Genomic DNA, 1,042 nt, shown 5'->3' with positions numbered 1-1,042 from the left:
GCATAAAACAGGATATTATTCCAAAACTTAAAATTAAAATAATTATAAATGTTAATTTTTTAATCATGGTTTTTCTCCTTTTCCTCCGTAAATTAAATTTTTTATTATAAATTATAAGAATATTTTTATTAATATGCTCCGTTATCTTTCAATAATTTAGTTAGTTGCGGCAATTCTTTTGCTAACGATAATGGAGTTTCGCCTTTTTTGTTTCTTATATTGACATTAGCTCCGTTATATATTAAAAATCTTATAGTTTCAAAAGTTGGTAATGTATAATCGTTAAGTTCTCTTCCCGAATAATAATCATCTGAAACTGCACTTCTATATGTTAGAATTGCCCACATTAAAGCCGTATCGCCATAATTATTAACTTCGTTAATATTTGCTCCCGCTCTAATCAAGGATTTTATTATATCGGGATTTTTTATTACACTCTCTACACCTATACCGTCACAAGCATACATTAAAGCCGTCCAACCGTTATTATCTTTAGCATTAACATTTGCTCCAGCGCTTATTAAAGCCTCATTTTGCCAATACATTAACGCGGTTTTTCCCTCGTTATCTTTAGCGTTAACATTCGCTCCAGCTCTTATTAAAGCTTCACTTGGACCATACATTAACGCCGTTCTACCTTTTCTATCTTTAACATTAACTTTAGCGCCTTTCTTTATTAAAAAAGATATGACTTCTTCTGTCGAAGAATACGCCGCATACATTAAAGGAGTAATACTTATTCTATTTGTATAGTCATCTAAAATGATAAAATCCTCTTCATCATAACCAGTATATATGTCCGTTAATTGTCCTACATTAGCCCCCAATTTTAATAAAGTATCTATAGCTTCTATATTTTGGCATTCTATCGCATAAATTAATGGAGAAATATTTGCAACAGTTCCATAACCACCACCACCATCAAAAGAAACATCTTGTGGCACATAAAATACATTATTTAAATCTATTTTATAATTATTCACTATGTCAATAATTTTTTTAGGATTATTTTCTTTTATAGCGTCATATAAAGAATTTATAT

General features: G+C 29.5%; 1 protein-coding gene. It reads right to left on the bottom strand.

What is annotated here, in order from left to right:
- Window positions 1-128 precede the first annotated feature (128 nt).
- Window positions 129-1,042, bottom strand: a 914-nt coding sequence (locus tag ACR0QS_RS13350) for an ankyrin repeat domain-containing protein (RefSeq protein WP_432633941.1), incomplete at its 5' end; no start/stop codon positions are given.

This window comes from Brachyspira sp., from assembly GCF_050873525.1.
Lineage (GTDB): Bacteria > Spirochaetota > Brachyspiria > Brachyspirales > Brachyspiraceae > Brachyspira.
Note: the sequence above shows the minus strand (reverse complement) of the source record. Positions and strands in the feature narration are given on the sequence as shown.